We start from the raw sequence: 24859 nt of genomic DNA on the forward strand, positions 1-24859 counted from the left end.
GGTGAGAAATTAAAAAATCTAGTGTCTTAGAATATAATTTTAAGCAACTGTACTTAATAAATTCAATTAAGAGTACAGGATTTCCTAATTATGTTTACGGTAGCCAAAATACTAGAACTGCTACCCCAAGAAGGGAGTCTAGAAATTAAGACTCTTGAAAAGATGCTGAAATTATCTCGCAAGATAGAACGCACAAGACTTGAAATTGCCATAAAAGCTCTAGCAAAACTAGGAATAATAGAGCAAAAGAATGACCATCATATTCAAAAAGGAAACATTGAAAATACAATTCCTGCGACAATCAGATGCAGCAGTAAAGGATATTGCTTTGCAGTTAGAGAAGATGGAGAAGAAGATATTTATATAAGAGAGAAATTCCTAAATCATGCATGGCATGGCGATAAAGTATTAGTACGAATAAGCAGAGAAGGTATACGCAGAAGATCACCAGAAGGTGAAGTATTATGCATATTAGAGAGAACCAAAACAAATATCTTAGGAACAATCAATGAAAATAACAATGAAATTATAGGAAAGCCATTAGATGAAAGGATTTTATCTTCTATAAATTTACCATTAGAAAATAGTAGATTTATTGATAAAGATGAAAAAATAAATATTGTAGATATAAAAATTAACAGATATCCTATTGGTCAATTACCAGCAACTGGAGAAATAGTTAGGAAATTAAGTTTAAATAACGGCCCAGAAGGAGACTTGGAGATTATTAAAACAAAATACAACTTATTAGATAGTTCTGTAGCACCTAATGTAGCGTTAAAGAAACCTTTGCAGAAGAACAGAAATAACCTAGAAAGTCAACCTTGCATACTTTTTAAGAGCTGGTCTTCTAAGAATTGCCCATTACTTCCAGCACTATATTCCGAGCCAAGTAATGGAGGCATGACATTGTGGATTCATATACCTACTATTGGTGAAAGATTAAATTACGGTAGCAAGTTAGACGAATGGATCAGAAATAGATCGAATTCAATTTGTTTTGGTGAAGAATGGCAATGTTTTTTAGGCGATAAGCTTAATAAAGAAGCTGGATTCGAAATTGGCAAATCAAACTCTGCAATAACATTAGAACTATTTATAGATAAAAATGGAAAATGTCAATCCTGGGAATTTTATTTAAGTACTATAAAGCCAGTAGCTAAGGTCTCACAAAAGAATTTAGATGATATTCTCAAGAGAAAGAAAAGATCACGTATTGTACCTGCTAGTTTAAAGTTATTAAAAGATTATATAAATAATATTGAGGACCTATTATATATCTCCAAAATAATAAATGAGAATTTGATCAAGGCAGGATTAATTCAATTAGATTTACCTGTTCCTGTAATAGAAAATTTAGAAGATTTAGATAAAACTGTTCCAGGGGGAGAATTTAATGGATGGTCTGACACTTATAAAGACAAAGATCCACAATCTATTATCTCAGTCTTTACAAAGTATGCAAATATCATATTAAAAGATCATTTTATTTCTTATAACATTAGTTTTATAGCACTTAAATTTAAACAACCAGATAATATACAATTAAATGACGTAATCAAATCTGCATTAGTATTAGATACGAAAATAAATGTTAATGAAGAAGGCATTATTAGTTTTAAAGATCTTATTCTCAGCCTTAAGGAATCTCCTAATAAAAGGTTAATAGAGAAAATAATTAGCAATACTATTTTAGATAAATATTATTCAATACCAACTAGTAATTCAGATGATTTAGGTTTATCTAAAGAAGATTCAACTAATTTAATCAGTGCAGATATTGAGGCACCATGGTCATCTCCTGGAATGAATTATGCTGATGTGATTAACCAATTCATTCTTTTAAAGCTTCTTAATGAAGGTAAATCATATAAAAGTAAAAGAAAAGGTAGCGACCAATCTCTTGGTTCAATTAATATTAACCAAGACAATAACTGGGAAATCTTTGATATAAATGCTAAGGAATACTTAGCTAAGGTTTGTAGCAAAACAAACCTTAGGACATTAAATACCAAGAAAAAACAAACTAAGTCATTTAGGAATGGATTGATTTCAATGATTCAATTAAGATCAGTAGAAAAGAGTATAGGTAAAATAATACAAGGAACTATAACTGGCGTTCAGAGCTATGGTTTTTTTGTAGAGATAGATCCTTCAATGTCAGAAGGACTTGTTCATGTAAGTACATTAGAAGATGACTGGTATGAATACAGGTCAAGGCAAAATCTATTAATAGGAAGGAAGAATAAGAAAACCTTCCAGATTGGAGATAAGGTTAATGTAAGTATTGAAAAAGTTGATTTACTTCGCAACCAAATAGATTTGAATGTAAAAATTGAAGATGGCAATTCAGAAATAGAATCCTCTCAAACTGTTACTACCAATCATACAAAGTAAATAAAAGCATATGTCTTCAATAGTATTAGCAATTACAGGAGCCTCTGCTCAAATTCTAGCCGAGAGGTCTATAGATCTTCTGCTTAGGTGCAATCAGAAATTAGATGTAATTATTAGTAAGGGAGCATATGAGGTATGGAAGTCAGAGATGAATGTCAATATTCCAGCAGAAGGAGCCAAGCAAGCTACTTTTTGGAGAAATCGATTAAAAAACAATCAAGGGGAAATAATATGCCATAAATGGAATGATAACTCAGCAACAATAGCAAGTGGTAGTTTTAGAACTAAAGGCATGGTTATTGTTCCTTGCTCAATGGGAACAATAGGTAGAATAGCTTCAGGTAGTTCAATAAATTTAATAGAAAGGTGTGCAGATGTTCATTTAAAAGAAGGAAGGCCGTTAATTATTTCGCCTAGAGAAAGTCCATTCAACCTTATTCATCTCAGGAATATGACAACACTTTGTGAGGCAGGAGCTAAAATTATTCCTTGTATTCCTGCCTGGTATTCAAAACCTAAGGATTTAGAAGAAGTTATAGATTTTATGGTTGTCAGATTATACGATTTATTTGATTTAAATATGAAAGATATCAACAGATGGAAAGGTAACTAAAAATGAATTCCAATAAGAAACTATTTATTCTATTAGCTTTATCACCTTTTCTAATATCACTTTATATAGCAACCTTAAATTTTAATAAAACAACTAAGCTTAGAATTTTGATATGGGAAACATCAGAGCAAAATATGGCAACACTTTTAGCTTTAGGTTCAAGCCTAGGTTTCACATTATCATCATTAAATATACTAATCTCTAGCAAACAATATATACCACTAAAAAGAAAAGTTACTAAAAAGTCAAGGCCTTATTTAGAAAATGATCAATATAATCCAGAAGATCAATATAATCCAGAAGATCAATACAAATCAGATCGATATAGTCAAGATGATCGTTTTTCTATTGAAGAGCCTAACTATATAGAACGCGGAATTAGAGACCCTCAACCAACAATTTCAGTCCCATACAGAATAATATCTAATAAGACCGATAGTTCATATCAGAATCAGGAAAATGAATATACTCAATATCATCAGTCAAAGTATCAAGATCAGGAGAACGATTACCCTGGGAATGATCAGTCAAAATATTATAATAAGAATTTAGAGACAGAAAGCCAGGACCCCGTAAAAATTGCAAATGAAGATTGGAATTCTACTGAATACCAAAACTGGTAGTTGCTATAAGCATAGATAATGCTATGACTATCTGATCTATATTTAAATCAACCAAAAACATCCCTTGGAAAATAATCAAGACCTATCAGCAAATAATCCCCCCTTAAGCCCTGAGGCAAGGAAATCCTCTCAGTTAGAAGGAGAAAAGTCGCTCATTAAGAAAAAACCGCCAAAATTAGAGGAAAAGCCCTTTGAAGAATTCGTAAATAAGCATCTAATTCCAGAAATAAGCAACTCATTAAGTTCTAAAGGTATCTCATTAGAATCAATTATATTAAAAAAGGATCAAAGGCCTGTAGTCGGAGGAGAATGCTGGATTGTCTATGGAGAATTATTAAATGGCAAAAGATTTTGGATTACATTTAATTCTGACGATATTAAATCGACTAAAAATATTTGTCTTGCAGAATCTTCCTCAGAAGCAGCTCTTTTAGAATCTTTTCTTATTGATGAGAAAAAAATAACTCTTCAATTATTAACCTCTAGGTTCATGCAAAGACTTAATGGGCAAAAATGGCTTGGAGATAACTGAGCAAATACATTCACTAACTCCTTACACAGGCTATGGTTTTCGCTAATTCTTAGCTTTTAAATTGTCTTTTTATACACGCTACATGAAGTTTTTTCAAAAAAACGCCTTTAAGACTTATTATTGACTTCTGAATTGAAGAAGAAATGACCACTACAACTTCAGGTGCACCTGCTTCATTGGGACGTAATGAACTACCACCACATTTAGATGAAAATCTTTTAACACCTCGCTTCTACACAACAGAGTTCGAAAAGGCAGCAAAAACAGACCTTGAGATTGCCAGGAAGGACTTTGAAGCGATGTTCAAGGAAATGGAAGCTGATTACAACCTTAAACATTTTGATAGAAAAGCTTCTCTTGAAAGGCTTGACGAACTATCTCCTGAAGACAAAGCAGTTTATGAAAGTTATTTGGTTCGCTCAGTTGTCTCAGAATTCTCTGGATTTTTACTCTTTAAGGAAATCTCTAATAGATTTAAAAAAGCTGGCAGGCAAGAGTTAGGCCAATTCTTTACATTCCTTGCCAGAGATGAAGCCCGACATGCTGGATTTCTTGGAAGAGCATTAAAAACAGAGGGTATCAATGTAGATCTACCAAATTTGCCAAAGAAGAGAGCAGCAACATTCTTCCCTTTAAGCTGGGTACTTTATTCCTTATACTTATCTGAAAAAATTGGATATTGGAGATATATATTAATCAACAGACACCTAAAAGCTAATCCTGACAAGGTTTGTGCACCTTTGTTTGACTTTTTTGAACCATGGTGCCAAGACGAAAATAGACATGGAGATTGTATAAATTTGATGATGCGCTGTTGGCCTGGGATGACTAAGGGTTTTAGAGGAAAATTACTAAGCAGATTTTTCCTCTGGACTGTTTTTCTAACTCACACATTAACGGTATGCGAAAGAGGGGAATTCTATGAACTTCTTGGTATAGATCCAGTTTTGTTTGATGAAGAAGTAATTATTCAAACCAACAATACCTCAAAGAATGCATTCCCATGGGTTTACAAATTTGAGGACGGAAAATTCCTAAGCATGAGAATAGATATATTAAACGCATTCAAGAAATGGAGAAATCAAAATGGTATTAAAAAGCCTTTGGCACTTGGTAAATTCGTTTTATTAATTCTGAAGCAATTTACTCTCCCAATGGAAAAAACAGATGCAGTACGATATGGCTAGAACCAATCACATATCAAAGGGATTGCCTGTCCTATTTTTTATAGAACCTAAATATCTTCCAAACTGTAATTCATAAACTTCATCTTCGTCTTGCGTTTCTAGATCTGCTGGACCTGTAACTTTTGCAATACAAAGGAGTCCATAACCATTTTCTTGCATCTGTTTAGAGAGACCAATACCATCATGCTGATCGATGGTGCCAGAAAGTATTCGAACAGCACATGTTGTACAACATCCATTTCTACAAGAAAAAGGTAGTACTTCGCCATCTTCTTCAAATTTACGAAGTATGCTTTCTCCCTCGGGAATTTCCTTTGAGATTATTCTATTTTGGTCCCGTAATCGTACGGTTATTTTATGAGATTTCATGTTTAAGGATTGTTGATAGAGCCTAGTCAGGGATACTTATATCCTTAATTGGCGCTGCAGGAGGCAGATCCATTGCATCTTGCTTCAATATCTCTAAATCTATATCCATAATAGATAGTTCTCCTCCGAATCTCAATTTTAGCCAGTCAATTGCCGTCTTATCTGCTGCAACAACAGCCTCAAATTCTGTGGATGCAATGTTTAATCTCTTGACCAGATCAGCTGAAAGATACCAAAAAGCGACGTCTTGTCCTCTTTTATTTCTTCGCTCTGATATTGTTTCGCGTAATTGACCGTTCCCACAAAGCTGACCAATGGGCGCTAGCAATACGTAGAGTTTTTGCTGATCTGTCATATTAAGAAAATGCTATCAATTATCTAAAAAGATAATAGAGCTATAACAACAAGAAGAATAAATGAAAGGGTCTCTCAACTTAAGTAACAGTTGGCATTTATAAAGCGTAATATGAAAGTGTAATAGAGGTGAAAGTGGCATTAACAAAAGCACGATTTAGTGAAAACTTTCTTAAAACCGACCAAATAGACGATCATCTCAAGAGAAATCTAGAGGAACTATTAGCTTATGGAATATCAGCAGGCGCAGATTTTGTCGAGATATTCATCGAAAATATAGACAGTATTGCCTTTCTTGCAGAGCAAGATACCGTCACAAGTGTTAATCCATCCATAGGGAAAGGTGTGGGCATTAGAGTCTTTCTTGGAAATAAAGATGGATTTGTTTCTACAAATGATTTTTCAGAGCAGGGTTTAAAATTTGCGCTCGACCAAGCTTTGGGAATGCTTGGTTTAGAAAGAAATTCAATATCAAAATACTCATTTAATGGGTTAAATGTAATTAATGACTATGGCAAAGCAAAATCAGGATATTTATCTCTATGTCCTTCTCTTAAAGAAAGTACAAATAAAGTTCTTGAAGCTACAAGTTTGCTACAAAAACATGGTCCTCATATAAGTGTTAGGAGAGGAAGTTATTCCAAAACATTTCAAGAAGTCATAGTTGCTTCTAGTGACGGTACTTATGGCAGAGATCTACGTTTATATCAGTCAATTGGTTTAAATGTACTTGCATTAGACAAGCAATATCGCTCTAGCATTGGAAGAAGAATTGGTTCAGCAGGAAAACCCAATACCTTACTAGATTGGGATGCTGAAGCTACTGCTAAGGAGATTAATGAAAGTGCAGAAAAAATGTTGTATGCGAAATATGTAAGTGCTGGTCAAATGCCAGCAGTACTAGCAAACAAATTTGGTGGTGTGATTTTTCACGAAGCATGTGGTCATTTATTAGAAACCACTCAAATTGAAAGAGGGACAACACCTTTCGAACAAAAGTTAAATCAACAAATAGCTAATAAAGCCGTAACAGCTGTAGATGAAGGGCTTACCGATGGTGCCTTTGGTTCAATATCCATGGATGATGAGGGCATGGAAACACAGAAAACAGTGCTTATAGAAAACGGAATTTTAAAACAATTTCTAAGTGATAGAGCTGGAGAATTACGGACAGGTCATAACAGAACTGGTAGTGGTAGGAGGCAAAGCTATGCATTTGCAGCTGCAAGTCGAATGCGAAACACTTATATAGAAAAAGGCCCTTATGATCCTAATGAGCTTATTGAAAGTATTGATAATGGTATATATTGTAAATCCATGGGAGGAGGAAGTGTAGGTGCAACAGGGCAATTCAATTTTTCTGTAGAAGAGGGTTATTTAATTAAAAATGGGAAATTAACAGATCCAGTAAAAGGAGCCACGTTAATAGGAGAAGCAAAAGAAGTTATGCCACGAATTTCTATGTGCGCTAATGACCTTGACCTGGCTGCTGGTTTTTGCGGCTCAATTAGCGGCAATATAAATGTAACTGTAGGACAACCACATATAAAAGTAGATTCAATAACAGTTGGAGGTAGATAACTATGACTATGAGTAATAATGAATCACTTATAAGTGAACAAAATCTAAGGGACAAACTTACAAAATTATCTAATGAAATTAAAATAAAAAAATGGGATTTGGGAGCCTCAATTGGTAAAGACACTTCTGTTCAAATCGACAAAGGAGAGCCAAAACAAATCAAAGCTTCTCAAAAGAGTTCTATAACAATACGAGTTTGGAACAAAGAAAATGCTGTAGGGATAACAAGTACATCAGATCTATCGGAAGCAGGCCTTAGAAAAGCATTAAATAGTGCCTTCTCAGCAAGTGAATTTGCTAATAAGCTTGAATCTCCAAATTTTTCTAAATTGTCACAAAATGCACTCCCCAATTTGCAAAGGCCAATAGGTCAATCACTAGGAGTAAAAAAACTTTTAGCATATCTAATAGAAGCGGAATCTAAACTGCTTGATAAACACAACTCAATAAAAAGTATTCCTTACAATGGATTCGCAGAATCAAAATACGAAAGAGTTTATATAAATAGTGATGGAGCATTTAGGCATATGGAAAGCACACAAGCGAGCTTATATCTATATGCAAGAGCAGAAGAAGAAGGAAGGAAGCCAAGAAGCTCAGGATCAATTAAACTAGCCTATGCAGCCGATGATATTAATATAGAAGAATGTATAAATGAAGCAGCTGAAAAGACATTAAGACATTTAAACTATCAACCTATAAAGACAAACAAATATCTTATTTGTTTTAAGCCTGAGGCTTTTTTAGACCTACTGACATCCTTTAGTAATATATATAATGCTAGATCTATAATTGATGGAATAAGTCTTTCAAATAAAAACTCTATAGGGGAACAAATATCATCTAATATAATGTCATTAAGTGATGAAGGATTACACAAAGATAATTTTGGGGCATGTACATTTGACGGAGAAGGAACTCCAACGCAAAATATAACACTTATTGATTCCGGCATCCTTAAAAACCTTATTCATTCGGAGGCTACAGCAAGAATATTCGGATGTAATCCAACAGGACATGCGGGCATAGGAGCAAAAGTTTCAGTATCACCTGATTGGCCCGTTATTTATAAGACAAAGGGAGAAACAGCAAAGTATCCTGATTTGCAATTCCAACATACAAAAGAGGAATTTGTTCTTGTTGAAAATCTACACGCATTGCACGCAGGAATAAAATCTAGTCAAGGATCATTTTCTCTGCCCTTTGATGGCTGGCTAGTAAAAAATGGAGAGCAAATATCGATTGAATCTGCAACCATAGCAGGTGATATAAAGAATTTGCTTAAAAATATTATTCAAATAGAAGATGATAATCAATCTACTCATCAAGGAGTATGTCCTCATATTTGGGTAGATGAGTTGGCTGTAACTGGTGATGCATGAATATTATTTTTTGGGGAACACCTATTTTCTGCGTACCAATCCTAGAGAAGTTGCTTAAAAGTAACCACAATGTTTTAGCAGTAATAACACAGCCAGATAGACGAAGGGGAAGAGGGAATAAGGTTTTACCTTCTCCTATTAAACAAAAAGCCCTTGAGGAAAATCTACCCATTTATACTCCTGTAAATATCACAAAAGAAAAGGATATACAAGCGAAAATAAAGCAATACAATGCAGATATATTTGTTGTAGTAGCTTTCGGTCAAATACTTCCAAAATCTGTTCTAAAACTTCCCAAATATGGATGCTGGAACATTCATGCGTCACTATTGCCAAGGTGGAGAGGGGCAGCACCCATACAATGGAGCATACTTAGCGGAGATAGTGAAACAGGCGTTGGGTTAATGGCTATGGAGGAAGGTCTTGATACTGGAGCAGTTCTATTAGAAAAGAAATTAAAATTAAAACTACTAGAAAATGCAGAACAGCTAAGCCAAAGGCTAAAAGATTTGTCTTGTAACTTAATTATAGAAGGAATAGAAATACTAGAGAAAGTAAGAGAGCAAAGTCAATCATTAAGTAAGTTAAATCTGACAAAACAGGAAGATATTAATAGAACTTATTCATACGCTCGATTACTCATGAAAGAAGATTATCTAATAAACTGGAATGACTCAGGCTATAATATACATAAACAAATACTTGGTTTATATCCAAATTGTTATACATACATAAATTCTAAAAGGTTGAAAGTACTAGAATCAATACCAATTAATAACAAGTATGATGAGTTCCTAGATTTTAGATATAAAGATATAATCTTAAAAAGCCAATCTATCATAAATAATAATGGCCTTATAATCGATATTATAGAAAATATAGGCATCATAGTACAAACAAAAGATGTACCATTATTAATAACGAAAGTGAAGTTAGAAGGGAAAAAGGAATCTAGTCAAAACGCATTAATACAGCAATTAACATTAACTAATAGTCAAAATAAATTAGGAGAATAGTTACTCATTCTCATTTGAGTTTAAAGGTACTCTTTTCGAGAAACCCCATAGGAATACAAATCCCAATAGTATATAGAATATATATTCAGGTATAACGATATTAGGAAATGTGACTTCAAAAAGTAATTTTATAGCTACTAGAGCTACAGCAAAATATCCTGCATTCTCTAATTGAACAAAAATGTCCAACCATCGAATAAATAAATCCGCTGTAAACCTTAATGCGATAACACCTATTAAAGCACCTATGATTACAAGTAAAATTTGATCACTAATTGCCACTGCTGCAGTTACACTATCGATGGAAAAAGCCAGATCTGTTGCGATTAGTAGAAAAGTAATTTTAATAAATGAAGATTTATTGTTATTTGATATGGAGCTTGATTCATCATTAGTAGGATTATTTATTGTAAATTTGGTTAGGACAATTGAAATTAAGTAAACAGATGCTGCAATTTGAATTATTGGATATTTAATAATAATATTAGCTGCAAGTATTAAGAGAATGCGAAAAATTAAAGATATTGCTATTCCTATATTTAAAGACTTTTGTTGTAATTCAATGCTATCTAATCGCTTAGTAATAGAAGCAAGAGCTACTGCATTATCAGCTGAAAGGATGAGCTCTAGTAAAACTAGAAAAGGTAAAAGTGTCGCAAATTCTGACCATTGGTCAATTCCATTAAGTAGAGGGGTTAGGTAATCTAAAGAGGCTGTATCCATAGAAATGCTGACTTATGGTGATTATTTGACGTAATTAGAACGAAAAGCTTAGATTATCTAGCTACCATTAATAGTGATAGGCAATAGCATAAGATGCAAATTAATTCCGAGCTGTGTCACGTAGATGATGAGAAGATTATAGTTAGGATAACAGCTTTAGAAAATCAGATACAACTAGGTAGTGCACTAGGGCAGGGCAGCAATGTACATGAAGCAGAAGAAAGTGCAATACAACAATTACTAACAAGGCTAAAGGAATACCAAAAGATTCAGTCATCGATTAATAGCAATGAAGCAGAAAAAAGCTTGTCAGTACAAAACAGTTACACTAAGGAAATAGAGTTTAGAAAATCAACCAAGGAAGACTCTAAAAGCATTAAAAGTGATAATTATTTGGATATAGTTGATGACAAAAAGGTTCCAAATGATTGGAGTGAAGAGATATCTAAGATAGATATTGAAATAGAAAGGCTCGGATGGAATAAAGAAGATGAAAATGAATTTATGAAAATCACCATTGGCCAGTCAAATAGAAATAGAATAAAATCCTATGAAGATATATTATTTTTTATTGAACTACTTCAAAAAATGAAAAAAGGAGAGGATATGAAAAATATAAACATAAACTATTTAAAAGAGAAGTTAATCAGTGAATCGAATGATATATTACGGAGCCTTAACTGGTCTAATGAAACTGCTAGAGAATATTTTGTAGATAAATTCAAAGTAAATAGCCGATCAGAATTAGGAATCTACGAATTGCTGAAGTTCGTTTCTATGTTAGGGAAAGAACTAAAGAGCTAGATTTTACATTCAATATGATAATATTAAATTTAATCTAATAATGTTGTAAAAAGTGTAAATCTCAATGGCATTAAAATCTTTAATAACTAATGTCGTAGAATCAGCCTTAACAGAAGAGATCGTAAAGAGAGTAGTAAAGAAAGGTAAATTATCAATCAATGGAGGCAGCACCTCAGCTAAAGCCATAACAATATCGTCTCTAGCTCTAAAATCAAATAAACCAGTATTAGTAATAGTACCGACATTAGAAGAAGCCAGCAGATGGAATTCTATTATGCAAATACTTGGCTGGAATAAAGTACTTTTATATCCATCAAGTGAGGTGTCACCCTATGAATCAATTGAAATTTCTAAAGAAATTGAATGGGCTCAACTTTCTGTTCTAAGTGAATTGTTAGCAAATGATTATAGAGACCCAATGGCTATCATTTGTACTGAAAGGGCTCTGCAACCACATCTTCCACGACCAGAATTAATGCTAGAGAATAGCGTTAGTATAATAAAAGGTAATGAATTAAATTTAGATAATCTTAGTAGAAATCTAATTAAAATAGGTTATGAAAAAACAACCACAACAGAACAAGAAGGTACCTGGAGCAGAAGAGGAGATATAATAGATATTTTTGCGGTAAATAATGAACTTCCAATAAGAATTGAATTATTTGGTGATAATATAGATAAGATTAGAGAATTTGATCCAATAAATCAACGTTCATTAGATGAAATCAATAACATAAGAATATCGCCAGTAAGTATTAATAAAATTACATTTAATAATTTGAGCAACAACGAACTAAAGAGAAAAGATAATAATATAAAGCATGAAATAGAAGGAACGATAGAAGAATTACTAGAAATAACTCAAGCAAAAGATTCTACATTGATGAATTATATACACAAAGATAGTCTAATATGTATAGATGAAAAAAAACAATGCGTATCCCACAATGAAAATTGGATTAATCATTTAAGGATAACGTTTAACGAGTTAATGAGAGATAATACACTTAAAGATAATAACAGTATAAATATCCTTAATTATAATGATAAGAATCAAATAAATAGCTTACTCGAAGATTTTAAAATAATAGAGATGTCAAATGACAGTATTTCCATTAATCAAGATGAAAGCTTCCACTTGAATTCTTCTAAAATAGTTACATATCCCAATCAATTTAGTAAAATAAGTGAATTAATTAGAGAATTTCAGAAAAAGAAATATTCTATTTGGTTACTCTCAGCTCAACCAAGTAGGGCTTCTGCACTATTAGAAGAACATGAATGCATAACGAAGTTTGTTCAAAATAACCTAGATATCAGTCATATAAATTCTCTAATAGAATTTAAAACCCCAGTATCCTTAAAATTACATGGAAACATAGATATTGAAGGAGTAGATCTTTCACAATGGAAGGTGTTATTACTAACTGACAAGGAATTATTTGGACAACAAATAGTCTCTTCTACAGGTTTTATAAGAAAACGTAGATCATCATCTAGTAGAAGTGTAAATCCAAATAAATTAAAAAGTGGAGATTACGTAGTTCATAGGAACCATGGAGTAGGAAAATTTCTAAAAATTGAAAAATTCATCGTCAATAATGAAAGTAGAGATTATCTACTTGTTCAGTATTCAGACGGGACCTTGCGTGTAGCGGCAGATCAGTTATCTTCCTTAGGCAGATATAGAAATTCAAGTGATAAATCTCCCCGAATAAATAAATTAGGAGGCAATACCTGGACTAAAGCAAAAGAAAGAGCTAAAAAGTCAATCTCAAGAGTAGCTATAGATTTAATTAAGCTGTACGCTGAAAGATCTAATTCACAAGGGTTTTCTTTTCCAAAAGATGGCCCATGGCAGAGAGAATTAGAAGAAGCTTTTCCTTACGAAGCTACTCCAGATCAGATAAAAGCAGTTTCAGAAATAAAAAGTGATATGGAAAAAAGTTTTCCTATGGATAGGTTGGTATGTGGAGATGTGGGTTTTGGAAAAACAGAAGTTGCAATTAGAGCCTTATTTAAAGCAATTACAGCAGGAAAACAAGTCGCTATACTCGCACCAACAACTGTGTTAGCTCAGCAACATTGGAGGACTCTTACAGATAGGTTTGCTCCCTATCCAATAAAAGTTTCTCTATTAAACAGATTTAAATCATCATCGGAAAAAAAGGAAATTGCAAAAAGTCTTAAAAATGGAACTATCGATGCGATAGTAGGTACACATTTATTACTATCGAAAAATATAGAATATAAGGATCTTGGCCTATTGGTAGTCGACGAAGAACAACGCTTTGGTGTTAACCAAAAGGAGAAGATAAAATCACTTAAAAAAAATATAGATGTACTTACTCTTACTGCTACTCCAATTCCACGAACCTTATATATGAGTTTATCCGGTGTTAGAGAAATGAGCTTGATTACAACTCCACCACCACAAAGAAGAGCAATTAAAACACACCTAGTCTCTAAAGAAAATGAAATCATTAGAAGTGCTATATGCCAAGAAATTGGAAGAGGTGGTCAAATATTTTACGTGGTTCCACGAATTGAAGGTATAGAAGAAGTAGCTACTGAAATCAAGCAAATGGTTCCGAATATTAAACTAATTATCGCTCATGGACAAATGAATGAAGGTGAACTTGAGAATGCAATGATTGCTTTTAATGCTGGAGAGGCAGATTTGATGCTTTGCACAACAATTATTGAAAGTGGTTTAGACATCCCACGAGTAAATACAATATTAATTGAGGACGCTCACAAATTCGGTTTATCTCAGTTATATCAATTACGAGGCAGAGTAGGTAGAAGTGGAGTACAAGCACATGCTTGGCTATTTTTCCCTCAAGACAAAGAAGTAACTAATAATGCAAGCCAAAGGTTAAAGGCAATCCAAGAATTTAGTGAATTAGGAAGTGGCTATCAATTGGCTATGAGAGACATGGAAATTAGAGGAGTAGGAAATTTAATTGGTATTCAACAAAGTGGGCAAATGGAAATTATTGGCTTTGATCTTTATATGGAAATACTTCATGAATCAATAGCTGAAATACAAGGTCAAACCATTCCTGTTGTGGAAGAAACAAAGGTAGATCTTCCAATTACTGCATTTATACCAAACACCTGGATTAAGAGTAATGAAGAGAAATTAACCGCCTATAAACAAGCATCAGAATGCTCAACAATAGATAAATTACTTGAATTGACAGCCATCTGGATTGACAGATATGGAGTCCTTCCAGCACCTGTAGAGGCATTAATATTAATCATGAAACTCAAAATTAAATCAAAAGCATGCGGTTTTTCCAGAATTAGACTGAATAAACCTAATATTGTATTAGAAACAATGATGAATGAATCTACCTTTAGTAGTTTAAGGGATGGTCTAGAAGGGCACCTTCACGGAAGAGTAATATATAAAGCTGGGCAATCCTTTTCAGAAGTAACCTTAAGAGGATTAGGAATATTGCCATTGGAGTCTCATTTGGAAACAATTATAGAATGGCTTGAAAATATGAGTAATCAACTACCTTATATAGACAGCTCTATTACAAATATTATACGAGATAAATTAACATAATCTTTATTTAAATAGATTAAAACCATCAATATAATTTACGTAATATTCTAAATATTTAGAATATATAAGTAATTGATCTATCAAATACAACAACTATAATCATCATTAACTAGGCTTAGAGATGGGGTTTTCCACATTTCCACAAGCTACACATCAAAGGTGAAAACCAATCTCCTGCTATGCCAATGACATAAGTGGTTTAATTACAGGTTGATGCCTGTTGAGCAGACTGTAGTGATAGCAAAGAGAGAAGTCGGAAAGAAGAACGAATCTTACATCGAATTATTAGTACGAGCTACATCCTGGCTTTACACTTCTTAGTTTAAAACTGTTTTATGTGGAAAAGTATTAATTCATCTACGAATAAGCAGAAAAGAATTTCATTTTCATGTGATTTGCATTTCAAAAATATATTATTAATATATAAGCTAATTAATTAATTCTGTTGAAACCTTTTAGATATAAGAATTAAATTGTCTTATAAATAATAAAATTAAATTTTAAAAAGGATAATGAAATCTGAATATATAATTATGAGTATGCCTTAAAGCAGAGCATGGATTAATTGATCCGTTTGAAACTAATATTCATTTAGAGACTAGTCACTATTCCTTTAGAATAAAGCCCTTGTCTAGTAGTTCTTGATATAGATAACGTGCTTGAAAGGTGAATACTTGCTCTTCCTTCTCACCCCTTCTGATGTGAAAATAGTTGTGATCTAGTTGATTTCTACTAAAACTCACCTCAATAATCCCTTTTTGCATGATCCATTCTGGATCATTGGTATGAGTTTGATTTGGCCCACCATCCCATGGGGCAACTTCAGCATATTTAACTTTTTTCATTGACAAAATTCTATCTATACTAAATATATAACAAAGCTATCATTTAAGCCAAAATCATTTATGGATTAACCATAAATCCAGAGATTTTCTTCTAGAGCATTAAACACTCATATTAAGCAAAGGAGGAATAAGCCACTTCTAGTTATTAATACTTAGTCGACATGCTAGTAAATAACGAGCTGGGGCTTGCAAATTTAGCTTTTGGCTGCATAGTTAAAGAAAGAATCAATTAAATGACTACACTAGAGAAAATTGAATATGCTGAAACTAGAATCAAAGAGCTCCAGCTCTTAATAAATCACTGGAGGCTAACCGAATTAGAAAATTCAGATACTGTTATGAGAGTTCTTTCTACTAGCAGAACAGCGGAAAATAATAGTGACTGTATTGCTGCTTAATATATAATTCTAATATCCTTAAATTGCAGATGATTAAAGATAAGCTGAGTTGTTCTGAGAAAATAAGAATTTATTTATATCCATCTTTAACAATATTTGCTATGGCATTCTTTACTACATTATTTTTTCCCATATCTGAAGAATTTAAAAATAAAACAAAATGTACATTATTAGCGAACAAGCATTTAGTTAAAACTATGTCTGAACTTCGCGTAATAAACTCCGGTCTAACTAGACAGGAGATAGGATTTGTTCGCGCATATCAAATGTGTAATAGCCCAATTGATATTTAATTATATAGATGATTAATGACTCTTCAAAGCTAAAGAAAGGTCAAAAACTTAAGGTTGACCTTGATAAGTTAAACGATCGTTTACCCAAAAACGTTCTTAATCTGCTAAAAAATGAGCCCATAGGATTATTAGTGGGATATAAAATGGTAGATGGTAATCAGTTTGGACTAGTACTTCAATTAAAATCTGGACTTAATCAATGGTTTTTTGAAGATGAGCTATGCGAAATTGAAGATGATTAAATTTAAAGACACTCATCAATACGAATAGATAGTTTATGTATAATCTCTTTATGAATAATGAAGCAAAGCATTGGAAAATATGGCTGGATAAATTTCTGGTTTACAACCTTTTTCTTGTAATTATATTTTGTTTATTCTTTATTCTAACTATCTGTGCAAACATCTTCGGTTATAATCTTCCTTATCAGATATTTCAGCGTATCTGGTTACCTTTAATTATCCCATCAATTTCTATATTTTTTACAGCTGTACTATTCCAAGAATTGTATAACTACCTTAACAAAGAAAGTTAATTATGTTGATAGAAGTTTTTACTCATAGTACACCTTTTATTATATTTATACTTATACTAATATCCATATTTTTTGGTATTAAATCTAAAAGCAAGAACAATAAGTAATGATCAATTAACTAATAAATATCCAGATATTCAAAGTATATTTAATTTAGATTCTATGCAACTAACATATCTTCTAAATCAAGCTCCTGCATTAAAGGTATAAGTGCATCTAACAAATCTTCTTCGGATTCGAAACCTAAATCCTCGACAGAATCATTTCCTAATGAAGCCTTGTCTTCAAATTGCTGATGCATAATATTAATGCGTTGATTTTAAAATAGAATATTAATTCAGTTTTTAACTTATATATATTGATATCCAAACGAATTATTTGTGAAAAAGTCAACTCTAAATGAAAGTTACGTTGAACTATCAGAGGTATGACTGTTGTTGACCTCTATCGTACCAATTTTCTAAATGTTTCAATTAGGAATTGAAGAAATTCATCAAATGAATACTTATTAATCGCTTTAGGAGGTAGCTGTGATCTGGTTATTGCTAAAATTAGGGCCCCTGTTAAGCCAGTATTCATGAAAAATGCTTGAGGTTGAAATGGTTTTAAATGAAAGATAATGGTGGTTGGAACAAGAAAAATCAATAAAAAAATAGCCCCTATTTTCTGATCTTTTCCAAAGACAAGCGCTAAACTGCCTGATATGAGTAAAAAGATAGCAGCCACTAAGAGTATATTTGCCTGAGTTTCAGGAATTCCTTTTTGAATTATTGTATTTAAGACAACTGGGTAATTAAGAAATTTTGAAGGTATTGCAACTACAAATGTTGAGGCTAAAAAAACTCTACCTAAAAAATCAAGAACTCTGCTAGAGAAATAGTGCATTAAATAGTAATAAACTTGGCAGATTAATCTAATTTTAGGGTAATTAGATCAAAATCAAAAATCTCATAATGTGATAGATGCATAATTTATAAACTGGTGAAGGGATACTTAAATAGGTATTATTGACTGTTGAATTGCTAACGTGAAATTCATTCTTTAATATAGAATAAAAGAAATAAGCTAATTACACTTGTTTTCCACATACCTTTTTCAATTAATAAGTAGATGAGGTGGCCCCCAAACAAAGCATGGACTTCTAGTACGTCAATAGATGGCTACCGTCATTTTGAAGTTATAGATTACGGAGGAAAAGGCGAGGAGCGTTGGGTAACATTGGTTGCAATACTAGACAAAAATATAAAGTTTAACGTTAATTGGACTGATTTGAAAACATATGCAAAGTGGACTGTTGGCTGGGTTCAGCTTCCAAAAGATGAATAAATCATTCTCCAATGAAAATCGAATTTAAAGAAGATTACTGAATAATATTAAACTTTATGCTCAAATTTAAATATATAAACTAAGGGATAAATGATTAAGGTAAAAAGATAAAAAAATAGACCCTAGAAATAGGGCCTATTAGCTTATCTAGAGATTTCAGATTGAATACCTTTTACCTCTATAAGTAAGGAGCACATGCTTCTTTTCAACTACTGCTTTGTGTTGAGTGTACTTTTGACCTCTGTAGGTTAGTGACATTGTTGTCTCCGGGTTAGCTCAAGTCCCCGTTCCATGGCTTGAGTCGAACTGCGGCTCTAATAAGAGTTGAACGTTTTAGTAGCTGTTGCTACAAAATCACAATAGCATAAACAAATGTGCTTTATCAAAAGCCCGACATGCTAGGAAATTAATTAAACGACGAGTTAGTAAAAGTATCTTTTGTGCCTTTGCATTATGTTTTTTGACAAAAAAAAGACTCTGCGTAATACGCGGAGCCTGGGTGATGGGGAACCTTCTTTCTAGGCGATATTATTTATTAAATCAAGTCCTATAGATGGTGATACAAAATGCTGTAGTCACACCATATCTAGTGGAAAGCTTTTGCAATAATACATTTGTCCTATTAAGACTGAGGTTTAGATGGTCAGCAAGTTGCCAAAAGACAGGTATCTAATACTTATGAGGGTGAAATGGAAAGTTTTTGGATTTGAAAGGAATTATTTTTAAGTGAGTTGATTTAATGAGCGTCTTGCCAAGAATTTAAAATTAGACTTTATCTATATCTATAAAAAACTATAGAACCATTTTGCCGTGTGACCTAAGCGTTCGACCTGGATAAGCCAGAAGAGGAGTCAAAGTAATGATCCATTTCCAGTTGCATGACTGGTTTACTTCACGATAACAACAGTCTCCTCAAGTCGAAAAAGAGTCAGATCAGAGCACTTAAAAGGTCATCACCAACAAAACAGTTCTCTTGCATATTATTCAAAAGTTCTACGTCATTGGCCAAATAGATCGTATTTGATTAAGCACTTGCAATGCTTCATTCCTTCGCTGCTTTATATCAATAGAGCTTAACAACTTGGTCACATGTCCTAATTTTCTACCAGGAATATTATTTTCTTTGTTGTACCAATGAAGATTAACCCCGTTAATTTTCTTGAGTAATTGCAATCGTCTTTCAACTATGTTTTCTGAATCCTTAAAACCTAATAGATTAACCATTATTGCCCCTGGAGCAATTAATTCAGTAGATTTTACTGGCTTCCTTGCTGCTATAGCTATTTGATGCTCAAACTGGCTACTCGCGCATGCTTCTATGGATAAATGAGCTGAGTTATGAGTCCTTGGAGCTATTTCATTGACAAGCAAACCATCATTGCCATAGAAGAATTCAATAGCTAATACTCCCGTATAATTTAATTCTCGAACTAATGAAATTGCAATATTGTTAGCCATAGCAATGACTGGGTGAATAACATCTGCAGGCGCTAAAACCCAATTACAAATTTGATTGGTTTGAAATGTTTCAACCAAAGGAAATGTTCTAACTTCTCCAAATAAATCTCTTGAAACAACCAATGACAACTCCTTATCATAGTTAATCCATTTCTCTAAAAACCATTGCTTTGGGTTAACTTGCTGAAGAAGAGTTTTTAGATCACTAAAGTCGTTTATAACCATTGTTCCTTTTCCGTCATAACCTCCAAAAGAAGATTTTGCCATAAGAGGAAATTTCCAATTAGCTTCTAGTTTTAGATCACTAATTTTGAAAGAGGATAAAGACAGCCATTCTGGACCGGGAATATTCAATTTCTTTAAAAGTTTGCGTTGAGACAGCTTATTTATAAGGGGTGACATCGCTGAAAGTTTTGGAATAAAGGTGACACCAGAATCCTCTAAGAGAGACAAGCCTTCTATATCTACCCATTCATTCTCAAAAGTTATGCAGCTAGTTTTCTGAGCCAGTTGCCTAGTTCCGTTAATATCGTTTGTATCTGACAAAACAAGTCCATTTGCATTCTGAACAGCAGGGTCGTTTTCAGACCTTGTCTGGACAATCAAATCGACTCCCAGCTTCTTTCCTGCCTTAGCTAACATTTGAGCAAGTTGGCCTCCACCAACCACTCCTATACAGAAATTCTGATGGTCGTTATTTTCCAATGAATAAAGTCCTCTGCATTGAGCTTAAATAACAGTCCCCCATAAAAGTTGGGGAAAATTCTTTAAATTCATTATTTAATTTGTGAACCAAGACAACTGCCGCATTAAAGTCAACTTAAAAAACAATCCATATGAGGTTGTAGTAGGTTCGGAAATCTTGTATACAATTGGAGAAGAACTACTTCGAATAAATATAAGAACAGGCGAGAAAATTCTCATAGTTACAAACCCTGATGTATCAAAACCTTATAGTAGAAGATTTATAACAAGCCTTAAAGAAGCTGGTTATGATGCCAATCTTTTAATATTAGAAGCGGGTGAAAATAAAAAAAATTATGAAAGCATAGCTCTTATACACAATGCTGCTTATGAGCATCAACTTGACAGAGGTTCACTGATTATTGCATTGGGGGGTGGTGTGATCGGAGATATGGCAGGTTTTGCAGCAGCTACATGGCTAAGAGGTATTGATTTTGTACAAGTACCAACAACATTGCTTGCAATGGTAGATGCTTCAGTCGGAGGCAAAACTGGGGTGAATCATCCAAAGGGTAAAAACTTGATAGGAGCTTTCCACCAACCTAAATTAGTCTTAATTGATATTAATACTCTAAAAACACTTCCTCAAAGGGAATTCCGTTCAGGAATGGCTGAAATAATTAAATATGGTGTAATAAAAGACCTTGAATTATTTAATAAACTAGAGAATGAAGAAGATCTAAGTAATATATATTCAATAAAAGAATGTGTATTATTAGAACTAATAAAAATATCAGTATCAATCAAAGCTAGGATTGTAGAAAAAGACGAAAAAGAATCTGGATTGAGAGCAATACTTAATTATGGACATACTTTTGGTCATGTTATAGAAACACTTTGTGGTTATGGGCATTGGTTACACGGAGAAGCTGTGTCAATGGGAATGGTTTTAATTGGTCAATTAGCACTAAGAAAGAATTTGTGGAATGTGGATGATGCGCTTAGGCAAGAAAAGTTACTAACTAAAGCAGGTCTGCCAATAAGCTGGCCTAAAATAAACAATGAAGACGTATTAAGAACATTGAAAGGAGATAAGAAGGTAGATAAAGGTAATATTAGATTAATAGTTCCTTTAGGAATAGGGATGGTTGAAATTTTAAATGATGTTAGCGAAAATGAAATTAAATCTCTTTTGGAAAGTATTTAAATGCTAATCATTAGGTTCTTTAAGAAATCTAGATTGCAAGATATCTGAATTAGCAGAAGATGATTTATTAAATAATATCCAACGAAAATCACCCAAACAGGATGGATCTATTAATCTTAAAAGATTTTCTCTCTTCGTTAAAGCTTCTCCAAGCTTACTATTTGGTATTTGTTTTAGATCATTTAGTTTATCAGCAAGACCTAAAGCTAAAAGTGAAAGGCCTTGCTTTCTTTCACCTACAAAATTCCAGTTATTTTTTATCGCTAATAAATAAATTATTTCTAGACATAAGTGAGAAGTAATATCAGTAGTTCCAATTTTTTCCAGGATGTTGGAATTTGAAACTTGAGAAGAATAAGAAATTATAGTTCCTTCCGATCGTGATTTTGAATAATACCTATTAGCTTCAAGCGCATAATCAATAATTAATAGGGGACCTTCTGTTAAACATAAAGAAGTTTCCTTGAACCAATTATTTAAACAAGAATGCCATTCTGTAGACCAACCTTCTTCAGAATTTTGAGGGGGGATAGAAATATCAATTTTATTACTTATATCAATTATTGAATTTTTAATTGAATCTGATAAAGGGAGGTTAGTAAATTCAATGTAATGTTTATTATTTAAAGTGCTCAGTTTAACGCCTTGCATAAAAAGTTTATTGTTATTTGAAACAACTCTATCGACTGGCAAAGCGTCTAATATTTCATGAGCAATCATAATTCCCTTAACAGGAACATCTGATAGTTCTTTCATTGACATCCAACAAATAGGAATATCTTTAAATGGGGCCAACCTCCTTTTCTGACGATCTTTCATACCCTCATTAATTTCGATTAGAATTAATTTGATTTTTTTAAAAAGGGAAGGTGATTTTTTTTGTAAAGCTTCGATCAAATGGAAAAGCAAGTCTCCTTCACCAGGTCCAATATCTATTATTGAAATTACTTCACTAGTTACATCTGTATGCAAAAGTGCTTCTACCCAATCCACAACCTGTGATGCTAATAAATCACAAAACTCAGGCCCTAAAGAAGGTGATGTAACGAAGTCACCTTTAGGCCCAATCCTTAGTTTTCCAGTTGCATAAGATCCGTTTTTCATATCATTTAGAGCCAAGTCCATAAAATCAAAGAAGCTTATGACACCTCCTCTATCAGAAATATGAGCGGCCATCCAATCAGGACAAGGTACAGGCAAGTGTTCCATCAGCGAGTATGGTTTTAATTACAAAAAAACATGAGCCAAAGGCTAATAGGTTCTATGAGAAGCATTTTATTTGCACTGTTAATTTGTTTTTCATTATCTTTACCAGCAACTGCCTATGAAAATGCAGATTTATTACCAGATCATCAAACTCCTGTAATTGATCTTGCAAAATCTCTCAGTGAAGTAAAAAGAATTAATCTAGAGAAGTCTCTTAATGAATATGAAAATAAAACAGGTTGGAAGATCAGAGTGCTTACTCAATACGAAAAGAGTCCTGGGATTGCAGTAAAAAAATTCTGGGATTTAGACGAAAGAAGCCTTGTATTAGTTGCAGATCCTAGAGGGGGTAACCTTTTGAACTTCAATGTAGGAGAAGCATACTTCGCGCTTATGCCCAGAATTTTCTGGGTCGAACTGCAAACAAGATATGGTAATCAATTCTATGTGCGAGATAATGGAGAAGAAATGTCAATAATCGATTCCATAAATTCTGTGAAAGAATGTCTTAATAGGGGTGGATGCGATGTGGTTCCAGGACTACCTAAGGAACAATGGGTTTGGACATTATGTACTTCTATTCTAGGTGGTGTAATTGCAGGGGTTGCTGCAGTGCCAAGAAAGGAGGATGAATTAATTGCTTGGAAGTGGCTTCTATTAATGTCTCCATTATGGATAATGTTATTTGGAGTATTTGGAATAGCGCCTGTAATAACAAGGACTAATGATCTACTCCCACTATCAAGAAATATTTTCTCCTTCATAGCATTTTTTATTTTTGGTTTTATTTTTTCCAAAAGAGTTACAAGTACAAGTAATAGTTAAGAACTTTTCAAGCAATAGCAAACTCTAATCGATGATTATTTTAAAGAAAAGAGAAATAAATATACTTAATCTCTAATAGTTTGAATCAGCTAGAATCTACTATAGACAGTATCCTTAAAGGCTAAAGAGTGATCATTTCGAAACCATCTATGAGAAGCATTGATTAGTTTACCTTTCGAAAATTCTACCCATGAAAAATGACATAATTCAACCCCATTAGCATCTCTACCTCTTCGTGGAACACATGCAGTATTTAGATAAACAGTATCCCTTAAATTATCAACATGACACGTTTTCCTTTGGCCCTTTCCTCTCTTTAATTGATGGTGCATATGACCAAAAACAACTAAATCAACATCTCTAGATTTCCGTATTTGGTCAATAGATAATTCCAAGTCTTTGTCTCCCCAATCAACAGAAGGAGTCTTCCAATCTCTTCCACAAGGACTGGTAACATCTGACCCTAAGCCAGTAGGTCCAGAATGCGCCAAAATGATGAGAGGCAAATCTTTGGGGACATCAGAAGCAGCTTTGACAATTCGTCGAACTGATTCGTCAAGACTTACATGTCCAAACACAGCTTTCATTTGGGGTGAAAGATAATATCCACCTCCTGCACTGCAAGGTCTTGCTCCTACAACAGAAACTAAAGGGTTATTCCAATTACTTTTATCCCAAGCACAATTTTTGTTAGCTAGTAATGAAATTTGGGCCTTTAATTTAGAACCATCAAGATCCTTCCCTCTATCATGATTCCCAAGAATTACGGCTGTAGGAATTGGAAGACTACTAATTAACTTAACCAGCTTTAAATCTGCATCTCCAAGATCTCCAACAAACAAGACTCCGTCAGGATTCAAATGCATTAACAAATCGTTGTCCTCCTGTAGCCAAGAGCCATGGAGATCTCCTGCTATAGCAATA

The 24859-nt window shown here is 33.2% G+C and carries 25 protein-coding genes and 1 other RNA gene; 15 read left to right on the forward strand and 11 right to left on the reverse strand.

Annotated features, from left to right (window positions below):
- Nucleotides 1–90: 90 nt before the first annotated feature.
- The 5 genes from PRO_RS04865 to acsF all read left to right on the forward strand — a co-directional run bounded on the left by PRO_RS04865 (nt 91) and on the right by acsF (nt 5352).
- The gene (locus PRO_RS04865; protein WP_011125140.1) at nt 91–2397 is read left to right on the forward strand and encodes an RNB domain-containing ribonuclease; all 2307 of its coding nucleotides are present in this window, start codon (nt 91–93) and stop codon (nt 2395–2397) included.
- Nucleotides 2398–2407: 10 nt separating this feature from the next.
- Nucleotides 2408–3010: a flavin prenyltransferase UbiX gene (locus PRO_RS04870; RefSeq protein WP_011125141.1), complete on the forward strand. Its 603-nt coding sequence runs from the start codon at nt 2408–2410 to the stop codon at nt 3008–3010.
- A gap of 2 nt (nt 3011–3012) precedes the next feature.
- The gene (locus PRO_RS04875; protein ID WP_011125142.1) at nt 3013–3633 is read left to right on the forward strand and encodes a hypothetical protein; all 621 of its coding nucleotides are present in this window, start codon (nt 3013–3015) and stop codon (nt 3631–3633) included.
- Between the two features lie 64 nt (nt 3634–3697).
- Nucleotides 3698–4165: a DUF2996 domain-containing protein gene (locus PRO_RS04880; RefSeq protein ID WP_011125143.1), complete on the forward strand. Its 468-nt coding sequence runs from the start codon at nt 3698–3700 to the stop codon at nt 4163–4165.
- Between the two features lie 143 nt (nt 4166–4308).
- On the forward strand, nt 4309–5352 hold the full coding sequence (gene acsF / locus PRO_RS04885) for a magnesium-protoporphyrin IX monomethyl ester (oxidative) cyclase (protein ID WP_011125144.1): 1044 nt from the start codon (nt 4309–4311) through the stop codon (nt 5350–5352).
- A gap of 6 nt (nt 5353–5358) precedes the next feature.
- Here the strand turns inward: acsF and PRO_RS04890 are convergent, their stop codons facing one another.
- Together PRO_RS04890 and PRO_RS04895 are read right to left on the reverse strand one after the other, a co-directional pair.
- Nucleotides 5359–5721, reverse strand: a complete 363-nt coding sequence (locus tag PRO_RS04890) for a 2Fe-2S iron-sulfur cluster-binding protein (protein ID WP_011125145.1) — start codon at nt 5719–5721, stop codon at nt 5359–5361.
- Between the two features lie 22 nt (nt 5722–5743).
- Entirely contained in the window at nt 5744–6076 is a 333-nt protein-coding gene (locus PRO_RS04895; RefSeq protein WP_011125146.1) for a hypothetical protein, read from the reverse strand.
- Between the two features lie 128 nt (nt 6077–6204).
- Between PRO_RS04895 and PRO_RS04900 the strand changes: the two genes are divergently transcribed.
- Genes PRO_RS04900 through fmt form a run of 3 tightly spaced genes read left to right on the forward strand, consistent with a single transcriptional unit; the run spans nt 6205 to nt 10054 of the window.
- Entirely contained in the window at nt 6205–7656 is a 1452-nt protein-coding gene (locus PRO_RS04900) for a TldD/PmbA family protein (RefSeq protein WP_011125147.1), read from the forward strand.
- 2 nt (nt 7657–7658) lie between these two features.
- Nucleotides 7659–9038 (forward strand): TldD/PmbA family protein, encoded by a 1380-nt coding sequence (locus tag PRO_RS04905; RefSeq protein ID WP_011125148.1) that lies wholly within the window; start codon nt 7659–7661, stop codon nt 9036–9038.
- The gene (gene fmt, locus PRO_RS04910) at nt 9035–10054 is read left to right on the forward strand and encodes a methionyl-tRNA formyltransferase (protein WP_011125149.1); all 1020 of its coding nucleotides are present in this window, start codon (nt 9035–9037) and stop codon (nt 10052–10054) included. The genes PRO_RS04905 and fmt overlap by 4 nt, the downstream gene beginning before the upstream one ends.
- On the opposite strand, the gene PRO_RS04915 is transcribed toward fmt, so the two are convergent.
- Complete coding sequence (locus tag PRO_RS04915) at nt 10055–10777, reverse strand: DUF475 domain-containing protein (protein ID WP_011125150.1); 723 nt, start codon at nt 10775–10777, stop codon at nt 10055–10057.
- A gap of 93 nt (nt 10778–10870) precedes the next feature.
- Here PRO_RS04915 and PRO_RS04920 point away from each other — a divergent pair, with 93 nt between their 5' ends.
- Complete coding sequence (locus PRO_RS04920; RefSeq protein WP_011125151.1) at nt 10871–11581, forward strand: hypothetical protein; 711 nt, start codon at nt 10871–10873, stop codon at nt 11579–11581.
- Nucleotides 11582–11645: 64 nt separating this feature from the next.
- Nucleotides 11646–15158 carry a transcription-repair coupling factor gene (gene mfd / locus PRO_RS04925; RefSeq protein ID WP_011125152.1) on the forward strand — a complete coding sequence of 1171 codons (3513 nt, stop codon included), beginning with the start codon at nt 11646–11648 and terminating at the stop codon, nt 15156–15158.
- Between the two features lie 605 nt (nt 15159–15763).
- Here the strand turns inward: mfd and PRO_RS04930 are convergent.
- Complete coding sequence (locus tag PRO_RS04930; protein ID WP_036892250.1) at nt 15764–16003, reverse strand: hypothetical protein; 240 nt, start codon at nt 16001–16003, stop codon at nt 15764–15766.
- A 233-nt stretch (nt 16004–16236) separates the two neighbouring features.
- On the opposite strand from PRO_RS04930, the gene PRO_RS04935 reads away from it, so the two are divergent.
- Both PRO_RS04935 and PRO_RS04940 read left to right on the forward strand, forming a co-directional pair.
- Nucleotides 16237–16401, forward strand: a complete 165-nt coding sequence (locus PRO_RS04935; RefSeq protein ID WP_011125154.1) for a hypothetical protein — start codon at nt 16237–16239, stop codon at nt 16399–16401.
- A gap of 301 nt (nt 16402–16702) precedes the next feature.
- Complete coding sequence (locus PRO_RS04940) at nt 16703–16936, forward strand: DUF2862 domain-containing protein (protein ID WP_011125156.1); 234 nt, start codon at nt 16703–16705, stop codon at nt 16934–16936.
- A 453-nt stretch (nt 16937–17389) separates the two neighbouring features.
- Here PRO_RS04940 and PRO_RS09380 read toward each other — a convergent pair whose 3' ends face one another.
- The gene (locus PRO_RS09380; protein ID WP_165438634.1) at nt 17390–17530 is read right to left on the reverse strand and encodes a hypothetical protein; all 141 of its coding nucleotides are present in this window, start codon (nt 17528–17530) and stop codon (nt 17390–17392) included.
- A 143-nt stretch (nt 17531–17673) separates the two neighbouring features.
- Nucleotides 17674–18114, reverse strand: coding sequence for a DoxX family protein (locus PRO_RS04945; RefSeq protein ID WP_011125158.1), 441 nt, complete (start codon nt 18112–18114; stop codon nt 17674–17676).
- Between the two features lie 225 nt (nt 18115–18339).
- Between PRO_RS04945 and PRO_RS04950 the strand changes: the two genes are divergently transcribed.
- Nucleotides 18340–18555: a TIGR02450 family Trp-rich protein gene (locus tag PRO_RS04950; RefSeq protein WP_011125159.1), complete on the forward strand. Its 216-nt coding sequence runs from the start codon at nt 18340–18342 to the stop codon at nt 18553–18555.
- A gap of 156 nt (nt 18556–18711) precedes the next feature.
- Here PRO_RS04950 and PRO_RS09675 read toward each other — a convergent pair whose 3' ends face one another.
- The 3 genes from PRO_RS09675 to PRO_RS04965 form a co-directional block, all read right to left on the reverse strand.
- On the reverse strand, nt 18712–18813 hold the full coding sequence (locus PRO_RS09675; protein ID WP_072013150.1) for a DUF4278 domain-containing protein: 102 nt from the start codon (nt 18811–18813) through the stop codon (nt 18712–18714).
- Nucleotides 18814–19348: 535 nt separating this feature from the next.
- Nucleotides 19349–19529, reverse strand: a non-coding RNA gene (gene ssrS, locus PRO_RS04960) — 6S RNA.
- Nucleotides 19530–19548: 19 nt separating this feature from the next.
- Complete coding sequence (locus PRO_RS04965) at nt 19549–20718, reverse strand: 5-(carboxyamino)imidazole ribonucleotide synthase (RefSeq protein ID WP_011125160.1); 1170 nt, start codon at nt 20716–20718, stop codon at nt 19549–19551.
- 82 nt (nt 20719–20800) lie between these two features.
- Here PRO_RS04965 and aroB point away from each other — a divergent pair, with 82 nt between their 5' ends.
- Entirely contained in the window at nt 20801–21904 is a 1104-nt protein-coding gene (gene aroB / locus PRO_RS04970; RefSeq protein WP_011125161.1) for a 3-dehydroquinate synthase, read from the forward strand.
- Nucleotides 21905–21907: 3 nt separating this feature from the next.
- Here aroB and PRO_RS04975 read toward each other — a convergent pair whose 3' ends face one another.
- Nucleotides 21908–23113, reverse strand: coding sequence for a class I SAM-dependent methyltransferase (locus PRO_RS04975; RefSeq protein ID WP_011125162.1), 1206 nt, complete (start codon nt 23111–23113; stop codon nt 21908–21910).
- Between the two features lie 30 nt (nt 23114–23143).
- On the opposite strand from PRO_RS04975, the gene PRO_RS04980 reads away from it, so the two are divergent.
- A complete protein-coding gene (locus PRO_RS04980) occupies nt 23144–23935 on the forward strand; it encodes a hypothetical protein (RefSeq protein WP_011125163.1) in 792 nt (263 codons plus the stop codon).
- Nucleotides 23936–24024: 89 nt separating this feature from the next.
- On the opposite strand, the gene PRO_RS04985 is transcribed toward PRO_RS04980, so the two are convergent.
- Nucleotides 24025–24858, reverse strand: a complete 834-nt coding sequence (locus PRO_RS04985; RefSeq protein WP_072013151.1) for a TIGR04168 family protein — start codon at nt 24856–24858, stop codon at nt 24025–24027.
- Nucleotide 24859 lies beyond the last annotated feature (1 nt).

Source organism: Prochlorococcus marinus subsp. marinus str. CCMP1375 (assembly GCF_000007925.1).
Classification (GTDB): Bacteria; Cyanobacteriota; Cyanobacteriia; order PCC-6307; family Cyanobiaceae; genus Prochlorococcus_E; species Prochlorococcus_E marinus.

Excerpts from the sequence above, each read along its gene's own strand:
- PRO_RS04865 (WP_011125140.1), top strand. The coding sequence starts at position 91 with ATGTTTACGGTAGCCAAAATACTAGAACTGCTACCCCAAGAAGGGAGT.
- PRO_RS04870 (WP_011125141.1), top strand. The coding sequence starts at position 2,408 with ATGTCTTCAATAGTATTAGCAATTACAGGAGCCTCTGCTCAAATTCTA.
- PRO_RS04875 (WP_011125142.1), top strand. The coding sequence starts at position 3,013 with ATGAATTCCAATAAGAAACTATTTATTCTATTAGCTTTATCACCTTTT.
- acsF (WP_011125144.1), top strand. The coding sequence starts at position 4,309 with ATGACCACTACAACTTCAGGTGCACCTGCTTCATTGGGACGTAATGAA.
- PRO_RS04890 (WP_011125145.1), bottom strand. The coding sequence starts at position 5,721 with ATGAAATCTCATAAAATAACCGTACGATTACGGGACCAAAATAGAATA.
- PRO_RS04895 (WP_011125146.1), bottom strand. The coding sequence starts at position 6,076 with ATGACAGATCAGCAAAAACTCTACGTATTGCTAGCGCCCATTGGTCAG.
- PRO_RS04905 (WP_011125148.1), top strand. The coding sequence starts at position 7,659 with ATGACTATGAGTAATAATGAATCACTTATAAGTGAACAAAATCTAAGG.
- fmt (WP_011125149.1), top strand. The coding sequence starts at position 9,035 with ATGAATATTATTTTTTGGGGAACACCTATTTTCTGCGTACCAATCCTA.
- PRO_RS04915 (WP_011125150.1), bottom strand. The coding sequence starts at position 10,777 with ATGGATACAGCCTCTTTAGATTACCTAACCCCTCTACTTAATGGAATT.
- PRO_RS04920 (WP_011125151.1), top strand. The coding sequence starts at position 10,871 with ATGCAAATTAATTCCGAGCTGTGTCACGTAGATGATGAGAAGATTATA.
- mfd (WP_011125152.1), top strand. The coding sequence starts at position 11,646 with ATGGCATTAAAATCTTTAATAACTAATGTCGTAGAATCAGCCTTAACA.
- PRO_RS04930 (WP_036892250.1), bottom strand. The coding sequence starts at position 16,003 with ATGAAAAAAGTTAAATATGCTGAAGTTGCCCCATGGGATGGTGGGCCA.
- PRO_RS04935 (WP_011125154.1), top strand. The coding sequence starts at position 16,237 with ATGACTACACTAGAGAAAATTGAATATGCTGAAACTAGAATCAAAGAG.
- PRO_RS04940 (WP_011125156.1), top strand. The coding sequence starts at position 16,703 with ATGATTAATGACTCTTCAAAGCTAAAGAAAGGTCAAAAACTTAAGGTT.
- PRO_RS09380 (WP_165438634.1), bottom strand. The coding sequence starts at position 17,530 with ATGCATCAGCAATTTGAAGACAAGGCTTCATTAGGAAATGATTCTGTC.
- PRO_RS04945 (WP_011125158.1), bottom strand. The coding sequence starts at position 18,114 with ATGCACTATTTCTCTAGCAGAGTTCTTGATTTTTTAGGTAGAGTTTTT.
- PRO_RS04950 (WP_011125159.1), top strand. The coding sequence starts at position 18,340 with ATGAGGTGGCCCCCAAACAAAGCATGGACTTCTAGTACGTCAATAGAT.
- PRO_RS09675 (WP_072013150.1), bottom strand. The coding sequence starts at position 18,813 with ATGTCACTAACCTACAGAGGTCAAAAGTACACTCAACACAAAGCAGTA.
- PRO_RS04975 (WP_011125162.1), bottom strand. The coding sequence starts at position 23,113 with ATGGAACACTTGCCTGTACCTTGTCCTGATTGGATGGCCGCTCATATT.
- PRO_RS04980 (WP_011125163.1), top strand. The coding sequence starts at position 23,144 with ATGAGCCAAAGGCTAATAGGTTCTATGAGAAGCATTTTATTTGCACTG.